This window comes from Vibrio sp. CAU 1672, from assembly GCF_029223195.1.
GTDB lineage: Bacteria > Pseudomonadota > Gammaproteobacteria > Enterobacterales > Vibrionaceae > Vibrio.
Map to the genome: position 1 here is coordinate 1 of NZ_JARHUF010000044.1, position 8,769 is coordinate 8,769.

Here is an 8,769-nt window from a genome sequence, read left to right on the forward strand (position 1 = left end):
GACAGTGATTCCGGAGTTAGTGGAAAAATGGACTGGTTTATCCCGGAAATGGTGTCCGGATTAAAACGGAATGGGTGTCCGGACAATCCCGGAATCGGTGGCTGGATTGCTCCGGAATACGCATTTATGGCCTTTCAAGGTTTCAATTTATGGTATTGGAAGATACAAGTTCATCAAGATAGGCTAACAGAATTAAAAGTAGATGAATTAGAAAAAAGCTTATAACAAACAATTTAAGAGTGATTCGGCACGCGTGGCATTTTTACTATGCGTTGTGTTAAGTGATTAAGGCGATATGCGGCAACTTCGGTATTGCGTGCCTCACACCTTAATTGGGCGTTATGTGTAAAGGAATCTATGACAAAATTCATCAATCTTTTCTTGTGTCTACTTTCTCTAAACTGTCTTGCTGCTGAGCCGATAAAAGAATGGAACGAACTCAATGAAATGTATGCAAGACAGATGGAAAATGGTCTATATCTAGAAGCTGTTGATACATCGCTAAAACTCAATAATTTAGAGCCAACAGATACCACAGTGTTGTTGTATATAGTTTACTCGCATACAAAAGCTGGCTTATCCGTTCCAATTTGGGTTTTGGCTGAGCCATGGCCTAATAAATCGGTTAAGGACCGCATGAACAGACTTATTGCTGAATCAATAGGTTCAAACACATAACAAGGCGTTTAAGAGGGATTCATGCCGCGTGGCATTTTTGGTATGCGGAGAGTTTTGGTGGTGAAAGTGGTCTGCGGAAAGCCGGTTTAGGCGGCATTCACCCCTTAACGCAGCGTTATGTTTACTCGTATTTCAAGGGCTTAAAGGTCTTAGGCTCTAGTTCTTTGTCCCTCTGGAAGTTCGTCCCTAGTAGACTCAGCAAATCCGCATTATCGGTCTGAGTTCTTGAATCACTCAGGCCGTAAAACATGCCAATATTCGTGGGTTGCTTCATTGTCAGGTCGTGGCGGTCGGTTTCGGGTTTAACTGGCTCAAAGGCGCTTTTAAGTTCTTAGCCAATTAGCATCTCGGCTTGGCAGTTGTCTCGGCAATTTGCCATTATTTTGCGCTTTGGTTGGAAAGAAAGGGCGCTTGTTGTGGCTTAGTCGAGTTGCCTCATTGGGCAGGGAAGTGGACTTACTTGTTTTAGGTTGGTCGCCTTTGGTAGTCAAGCTTATTCCTACCTTGTGGATTCGTTCGGAAACTTGTCAGAAATAGCAGTTCTTTCTCAAGCAAATCATGCAGTTGTGGATAAACATAACAAAGCATTCAAGAGGGATTCTCAACGCTTGGCATTTTTGGTTTGAGTCAGCTTTAGTGATTAGGGCACAATATTCTGGTTAAGTGGTAGCGTTACTCACTACTTAATTGGGCGTTAGATTAAAGGAGTTACATTTGACTAAACAACAGAAAGTTAAGCATCATTTTTTGCCTGAAGTGTATCTAAAAGGCTTCACGCCCGAGGGCGATGATAAGTTGTTTGTTCTGAGGAAGCCGTACGGAAAAATTAGTCAAATGCACCCTGCTCAGATGATGTATAAGAAGCATCTATACACTGTCAAAGGGTTCGATAATCCTCAAATGATCGAAGATTTTTACCAAGAAGTTGAAAGCGAGCTTTCAAGTGCATTTGAGATCGCTATCTCTCTTAGGAATAATCCGAGCGAATATGTAGCTCTAAAACAAAAAGCATCATTTCATCAACTAATTAAGTCTATTATAGCTTTTCAGTTCTGGCGTTCCCCAACACATGAAGCACTAGCTAATGAAATGTCCGAGATGCTGCCATCAATTTTTCATAGCTTGCCAAATGAAGTTGGTAAAACAATTGGACTCAATGCGCATTTTATTGATTATCTGTATCAAAACAGGGGGGATGAATCGCATCGAAAACTAATACAGAATATGGTTCTACCGCTATTAACGTTTCGTATGTACGACGACACCTTAATTGACTTCAATTTCTTTGTTGCTGACAAGGATGGTGGTTATGTCTTAACTTGTGATAACCCAGTTGTTTACCAAGATTTAAATCAACTATTTTGTTTTAAGTCATTCGCCTTTCCATTAACGAAGAATATCATCATTGCGTCTAGTTCTTTAAACAGTGGTTTCACAGTGGATAAGTTCAATCACCAAATCACTCTTCAAGCAGAAGAACGAGTTGTAGGTTCAACTAAAGCGCTTCTTGAATACGCGAAGGAATCGTGTGGAATTTAATCTAACAAAGCATTTAAGACGGATTCCCAACGCTCGGCACTTTTTGGTTTGCTTCAATTTCGGTGTTTACGGCACAATACTTTAAGTTTAATGGTCAGCGTTGCTCACCACTTAATGCGGCGTTAGGCATATGAGGGTAAAATGGTAGAGCTTGAGAAATATTTAGAAAGGCTTGAGAGAACTGATAAAGATCATATTAAGTATGCTCAGAGTATTATGGAAGCTGATGGTTCAAAAATGTATCCATTGGACTTCTTGTTCCTCGCTGCTGTAAATCGTTCAAAATGCAATTTGCATGCATTTATTCATCTAATTAAAGAAAGGAACTATATTTCTGCTGCTCCGTTCCTGCGAATGCAAGTAGATAGTATTCTTCGATTAGCTGCGTCTACATTAGTTGACGACCCTCATGAATTTGCGAATAAAGTACTCTCTGGCGAATCTGTGAGTAAAATTAAAAGTAGAGACAATCAAAAGTTACAAGATTGGTATTTGCTGAAAACGTTTAACCCGAAATTTCCTTGGATGGAAGGCGTGTATAAGAACTGTTCAGGATTTATACACCTATCAGAAAAGCACATTCATGGGATCATTTCTCAAAGTGATGAGAATGGAGGTATCGGAGTATCTATCTCTCATGAGCAAGCTTTTATTCCTGAGCAAAACTATCTAGAAGCAGTAGCAGCATTTTATGAATCTGTAGACTCTCTATTTAACTTGTGTAGAGGCTGGATTCTTTCCAAAGAGTACCCAAAGGAAGTTAGTCAGCTAATGTCAGAAAATATGCCTAACAAAGCATTTAAGAGTGATTCCTAACGCTTGGCATTTTTCATTCTATCGTTGAGTTCAGTGTTTACGATGGTAAGGTCAAGTCTCGTGGTCGCGTTACTCACACCTTAATGCGGCGTTAAGTTTCTAATCAGAATATGGCGTAAAATACTAATTTTGAGGCTATCTTCTCTGTATAATGTTTAGGTCTCCATATTTAAACGTTGGTATAAAAATTGAAAAATTTTCACACGATAGCATTGATTACAGGTTTCTTTACTTCAACTAGTTTGACTGCTGGAACTTTCGAACCGGTTGAGGGGGGAGCTCTCTATTTGAAGAGATTTGGTGTTGAAACGCTAAGGGCTGAATTTACCAGTGCGGAAGATTGCGAACTCATTGCAAAAAACATGAGTGCAGCAGAACCGAATGTATCTTGGTATTGTGCAACAAGTACTGCCCCTGTAGTTCTCAAATGTAACCTTAATGATGTGACAGTAAAAAATAAAGATAAGGGCACTAAAACAACTAACAGTATTGACTTCGAACTAACTATGAATAAGGGTAAAGCGAGAACCAATCTTACTTCAGCTGTCGATAGTTTTGATTATAAGCATTCTGAATCTTACTTGTTATTTGATAATGATTATCCACATGTCGATGGTAACATATATAGTCGTGCTATTACGAAGCTAAGGCTGAATGTCGAAACTGGTGAACTTGTTGCCTTAGATATTAACATGTCCCCTAATGGCACCGGTCGTTGTACTAAATAGAAACTTAACAAAGCATTTAAGAGTGATTCGCAACGCTTGGCACTTTTGCTTCGCTCAAGTATAGCCAAGCGTTGCTCACACCTTAATGCGGCGTTAGTTTGCAATAAGAAAATCGCAGCTATATCGCAAGATCTAGTGGTAAATGCTCAAAGTTGAAATTGTCGTATCGGCGTTCAATTTCAGTCTTAATTAGCGTGGTAAAAATCCAAAATTGGCATCGTTTCAACGGTTGATTTGTTCTTTGGTGCGGCGACGTTTGGGTTAAGTGAGTTGAACTTTTTTGCTCAAACTCTGCTCGTTGCGTTTGTTGGTACAAAAGCCGATTTACTCGCTGAAATGACGTTTTCTCTGGTGTGGTAAGTTCACGTGGTTTCAGTGACTTTGTTGAAAGTCCGCATTGTGAGATTGGTTTTCCAAAAGTGCTTTTTGGTGTTGTGAGTTTGTTTTCTGCGGCGTTGTTTGTTCCATGTGGTCTCATTGAGTAGCCGCTTTGAGACTACGCCTGACTTAAGTGCATCAAAACACATAAACTTTATTGTTTGCAAAGTTTAAAATGACGTAAAATCAACGTTTTGGGCCTGCAAACTAACAAACTTCTCAAGAGGGATTCACAACGCGTGGCATTTTTACTATGCGTTGATTTTAGTGATTAAGGTGGTTTGCGGGGGCTTCAGTATTGCGTTGCTCACCCCTTAGCAGGGCGTTAGGCATTAGGAGAAATTATGATCATGGAAATACTGACGGCGATTCTCGTCGTTGTCACTGGGATTTACGCGTATTTGACATATAAAATGTCGAATATGAGTGAGCGTTCTGTACAGATGATGAAAGAACAAACAGAAGCGATGTCTCGTCCCTATTTGGTAGTTCAACCAACTGTAACGAAACGTATTGCAGCGCAAGGTGGTCAATTTTTATATAGTGCTGTATCGCAACACCCAACAGGCAGTTTGACTCTCGATAATTCTCCCGATGCTAATCTGTACGTTGCTATTAGTCCGGATGCAAAAAAAGAGTTTCTTTCGCAACTTGAAGGGACGTTTGATATCTGCTATTTAACATTGTTTCCTGATATTGATGGATTTGGTTACGCACATAGCTTTAGGTATGACCGCTTTGACACTGAGCGGTGGTAAAATTCTCCTAACAAACAGTTCAAGAGGGATTCAGCACGCTTGGCATTTTCGCCATGCGTTAGGTTTAGTGATTAAGGCGTGATGCTGTAACGTCAGTGTTGCGCGCTTCACCCCTTAACTGGGCGTTATAGCGATTCGGAGTGTATCTTGAAATCTGTATTAAATTTAGTTCAAATTCATTGGTTGCTATTTACTATTCTAATAGCCCTGATAATCACGGGTTTGTCCCTATACCCAGTGGAAAGTCTTCCTCCTGTTCCTGGTTCAGATAAAACTCACCATTTTATTGCTTATGGGGCTTTGGCATTTCCAATTGCGCTAGCTAGACCCAAGAAGTGGTTATTCTTGATAGTAGGATTTTTAGCGTTTAGTGGAGTTATTGAGTTAGTTCAACCATATGTAAATCGCTATGGTGAATGGCTCGATTTAGGTGCAAATGGTTTAGGGCTAGTGGTAGGTATCTTAATAGCGACTTTTGCTCGGTCGATGATTCTCAAGGAAAAATCGCAATAACAAGGCGTGGCTTTGTTGCTTAATTCAGTGAGAAGACATGGTAGCCCCATGTTGACCAGTTCTTAAACAATATACTGAGTTTCAGGCATACCAAGCCCTGTAAGCTTGTTCAGCGCTTTGATCATAGCGTAAGTCTCGCCAACCTGAGCATTGTAATTTCTTAGGCTTAATTTCCCACCTAGCAGCTGTTTTACTCGGTACATTGCGGTCTCTGACAGAGAGCGCTTATGATAGCCATACCGCTTTTTCCACTTCTTGTTGGAGCCGTAGAGCTTCTGGCAACCTACTGCTAAGTTACGAGGATGCCCTTGTTCCCAGAAGGCTGCTCCTTCTCTTGGCGGGATGAGCGGAACAGCTCGCTTGATCCGTATGGCATCATGGCAATTCCTTGTGTCATAAGCGCCATCGCCTGATATCTCAATGATTTTGCGACGTGTCTGCTTAAGCAAGTTGGGAAGCACTTCGGCATCGGTTACGTTAGATAAGCTCAGCTCTGCTGCGACTATTTCGTGGGTGTTGGTATCTACTGCGATATGTAGCTTACGCCAAACCCTACGCTTCCCGTCAGTACCATGCTTCTTGACCTTCCATTCACCTTCGCCATAAACTTTGAGACCAGTGGCATCAATGGCTAGGTGTTGTATTGCTCCTCTGGTTTTGGTACTTCCTTAGCTCGACGGCTTATACAGGTGTAGTGTGGGCAAACAAGAGGGATGTTAGCCAGCTTAAATACTGAGTCTAGAAAACCTTGCAGCGCTCTCAATGGCATAGAGAAAACGCGTTTCACCATCAGAGCGGTAGTAATGGCTAAGTCGCTGAATCGGCGAGGTCTACCACGCTTGCCTTGTTTGTTTTGCTTCCACTCGGCTATCGCTTCCTCATCAATCCAAAAGGTCAGAGAGCCACGGTTGATTAAGGCTTTATTGTACTGCTTCCCGTTAGTTGTTTTGTAACGAGGTTTAGGCATGAGGCTACGACGATTGATGGGTGTAGCCGATCAGATCGTAGCTTCTTGATTTAGTTCCATCGATTTAAGCAACAAAGCCCATATAACAAAGCGTTCAAGAGGGATTTGGCACGCGTGGCATTTTTAATATGCGTTGGGTTCAGTGTTTACGGCGCTGTGCGGTAGCTTTTGTATTGCGTGCCGGCACCCCTTAACGCGGCGTTAGCAAGTAATGTATTAGGTTGTATTTTTTGTTGAGCATTATATTTTAAGATGGAGTGTTTTCGGAATGCTTGAAAAGCTAGAAGGTAGAGTTAGTTATTACAAAGCCCGGACTAAAAGTCATGTCCAATTAGAGCTGAATGAAGAGAAAAACCTTGTGATTGACTTGATGGAACTTGATTGGGTAATAAATAAAAATGATAAGGTTATTTTGGTCGGAAGTCGAACAAACTCTGGTACGTTCAGAGCTATTGGTTATAAAAATATTACAAAAAATGTAATGACACCAGTTATTTCAAAGCAACAGTACTCTTATTTATGTCTGATTTGTACTTTGCCATTAATTGGAGGTGTTTGGTCTTTCATAGAAAACTCATTTGGCTTTATATTTTTTGGGGTTCTATCTATCATCTCCACAATTATATGGATCAATGCTACAAATAGATATAATAAATTAAGTAAAGTGCATGAAATAATAAGCAAGTAAAGTCAACATGTTGGCAAAATACGATAACAAATAACTTGCTAACAAACTGTTCAAGAGGGATTCGCAACGCGTGGCACTGAAGAATCCCCTAATGATTTTTATAAAAATCATCAAGTTAAGGTAGATGCACACCTTGTCATATGATCAAATGGTTCTGCGAAAAATCAATAACCAGATAACAAGATGTGCGAACTCAATATTTTACACGACTCTCTTTACCAATTCTGCCCTGAATTACACTTAAAACGACTCAACAGCTTGACGCTGGCTTGCCACGCATTACTTGACTGTAAAACGCTCACTCTTACCGAACTTGGTCGTAACCTGCCAACCAAAGCTAGAACAAAACATAACATCAAACGAATCGACAGATTGTTAGGTAACCGTCACTTGCACAAGGAGCGGCTTGCTGTCTACCGTTGGCATGCGCGCTTTATTTGTTCGGGTAATTCGATGCCCATTGTCCTTGTTGACTGGTCTGATATTCGTGAGCAAAAACGCCTCATGGTGTTACGAGCTTCAGTGGCACTACACGGGCGCTCTGTTACTCTTTATGAGAAAGCGTTTCCGCTTTCAGAACAGTGTTCAAAGAAGTCTCATGACCAATTTCTAGCTGACCTAACAAGCATTTTGCCGAGTGGTACTACCCCGCTCATTGTCAGTGATGCTGGCTTTAAAGTGCCATGGTATAAATCCGTTGACAAGTTGGGTTGGTACTGGCTAAGCCGAGTAAGAGGGAAAGTGCAATATGCAGACCTAGGAGCTGAAAACTGGAAACCTATCAGCAGCTTACACGGCATATCCTCAAGTCGTTCAAAGACCTTAGGCTATAGGAGGTTGACTAAGAGCAATCCAATTTCATGCCAAATCGCACTGTATAAATCTCGTCCTAAAGGCCGAAAAAATCAGCGCTCAACACGGACTAACTGTCATCACCCGTCTCCTAAAATTTACTCAGCCTCGGCAAAAGAGCCATGGGTTCTAGCAACTAACTTGCCCGTTGAAATTCGAACCCCAAAACAACTTGTTAGGATCTATTCTAAGCGAATGCAGATTGAAGAAACATTCCGAGACTTGAAAAGTCCTGCATACGGACTAGGCCTCCGCCATAGTCGAACTAGCAGTTCAGAACGCTTTGATATCATGCTGTTAATAGCCCTGATGCTTCAACTGACATTTTGGCTTGCTGGCATTCATGCTCAGAAACAAGGTTGGGATAAGCACTTCCAAGCTAACACCGTCAGAAATCGAAATGTACTCTCGACAGTTCGCTTAGGCATGGAGGTTTTGCGGCATTCTAGCTACACGATAACGAGGGAAGACTTACTCGCAGCTGCAACCCTGCTTGGTCAAAATCTATTCAAATATGGCTGCGCTTTGGGGAAATTATGAGGGGATCCTTCAGCGCGTGGCATTTTTACTATGCGTTGGCTTTAGTGTTTAAGGTGGTATGCGGCGGCTTTTGTATTGCGTTGCTCACCCCTTAACAGGGCGTTAGTTTGCAAGAGGAAAAACGCAGCTATATCGCAAGATCTAGTGGTAAAAGTTCAAAGTTTAAGTTGTCGTATCTGCTTTCAATTACAGTGTTAACTAGCGTGGTAAAAATCCAAAATTGGCATCGTTTCAACGGTTAATTTGTTCTTTGGTGCGGCGACTTTTGGGTTCTCTGAGTCGAACTTTTTTGCTGAAACTCTGCTCGTTTAG

General features: G+C 41.4%; 9 protein-coding genes and 2 pseudogenes. 10 read left to right on the forward strand and 1 reads right to left on the reverse strand.

Annotated elements, in window-relative coordinates:
• From P2G85_RS20595 to P2G85_RS20645, 8 genes and pseudogenes are all read left to right on the forward strand, one after another.
• Window positions 1-225: hypothetical protein (locus P2G85_RS20595; RefSeq protein WP_275865929.1), on the forward strand; the 225-nt coding region annotated here is incomplete at its 5' end.
• 132 nt (window positions 226-357) lie between these two features.
• Window positions 358-678: a hypothetical protein gene (locus P2G85_RS20610; protein ID WP_043877189.1), complete on the forward strand. Its 321-nt coding sequence runs from the start codon at window positions 358-360 to the stop codon at window positions 676-678.
• Window positions 657-794, forward strand: a pseudogene (locus P2G85_RS20615) (DUF3265 domain-containing protein); the annotation flags it as partial. The gene P2G85_RS20610 and the pseudogene P2G85_RS20615, both read left to right, overlap by 22 nt.
• Before the next feature lie 598 nt (window positions 795-1,392).
• The gene (locus P2G85_RS20620) at window positions 1,393-2,217 is read left to right on the forward strand and encodes a DUF4238 domain-containing protein (protein WP_275865930.1); all 825 of its coding nucleotides are present in this window, start codon (window positions 1,393-1,395) and stop codon (window positions 2,215-2,217) included.
• A 141-nt stretch (window positions 2,218-2,358) separates the two neighbouring features.
• A complete protein-coding gene (locus tag P2G85_RS20625) occupies window positions 2,359-3,033 on the forward strand; it encodes a hypothetical protein (protein ID WP_275865931.1) in 675 nt (224 codons plus the stop codon).
• Window positions 3,034-3,221: 188 nt separating this feature from the next.
• Window positions 3,222-3,761, forward strand: coding sequence for a hypothetical protein (locus P2G85_RS20630; RefSeq protein ID WP_275865932.1), 540 nt, complete (start codon window positions 3,222-3,224; stop codon window positions 3,759-3,761).
• Between the two features lie 722 nt (window positions 3,762-4,483).
• Entirely contained in the window at window positions 4,484-4,897 is a 414-nt protein-coding gene (locus tag P2G85_RS20640) for a hypothetical protein (protein WP_275865933.1), read from the forward strand.
• Window positions 4,898-5,044: 147 nt separating this feature from the next.
• Window positions 5,045-5,410 carry a VanZ family protein gene (locus tag P2G85_RS20645; RefSeq protein WP_038887474.1) on the forward strand — a complete coding sequence of 122 codons (366 nt, stop codon included), beginning with the start codon at window positions 5,045-5,047 and terminating at the stop codon, window positions 5,408-5,410.
• Between the two features lie 62 nt (window positions 5,411-5,472).
• Here the strand turns inward: P2G85_RS20645 and P2G85_RS20650 are convergent.
• Window positions 5,473-6,377, reverse strand: a pseudogene (locus tag P2G85_RS20650) (IS5 family transposase).
• A gap of 268 nt (window positions 6,378-6,645) precedes the next feature.
• Between P2G85_RS20650 and P2G85_RS20655 the strand changes: the two are divergent.
• Both P2G85_RS20655 and P2G85_RS20660 read left to right on the forward strand, forming a co-directional pair.
• A complete protein-coding gene (locus P2G85_RS20655) occupies window positions 6,646-7,065 on the forward strand; it encodes a hypothetical protein (RefSeq protein WP_275865934.1) in 420 nt (139 codons plus the stop codon).
• A gap of 183 nt (window positions 7,066-7,248) precedes the next feature.
• Window positions 7,249-8,457 (forward strand): IS4 family transposase, encoded by a 1,209-nt coding sequence (locus P2G85_RS20660; RefSeq protein WP_275865935.1) that lies wholly within the window; start codon window positions 7,249-7,251, stop codon window positions 8,455-8,457.
• Window positions 8,458-8,769: the final 312 nt, after the last annotated feature.